Below are 274 nucleotides of genomic sequence, written 5' to 3' on the forward strand. Positions count from 1 at the left end.
GCTGACGGTTGGGCGGACGCGCGTCCGCTGCATCATCCGAAGGTCGCTTCGAACGAAAAAGGGATTCGCGCGATGGCGGGCGACCGCCTCGCTGACCGCGCCGTGCACGCCGATGAGTGAGGCGGGCACCCCGATCGCTTCGGACTTGGCCTCGTTCGAGTAGGTGACGAAGCCGCGCTCGACCACCGCCGACGAGCCGGGCACCGCCGTCAGCAACCCGGCGACGAGCCCTCCGGTGCAGGATTCGGCCGTCGCGATCCGGGTGCCGGCCTCG

General features: G+C 70.8%; 1 pseudogene. It reads right to left on the bottom strand.

Features of this window, described 5'->3' with window-relative positions:
• Window positions 1-75: 75 nt before the first annotated feature.
• A pseudogene (locus tag FV223_RS29910) lies at window positions 76-274 on the bottom strand (nicotinamide-nucleotide amidohydrolase family protein); the annotation flags it as partial.

It is taken from the genome of Methylobacterium sp. WL116, assembly GCF_008039455.1.
Lineage (GTDB): Bacteria > Pseudomonadota > Alphaproteobacteria > Rhizobiales > Beijerinckiaceae > Methylobacterium.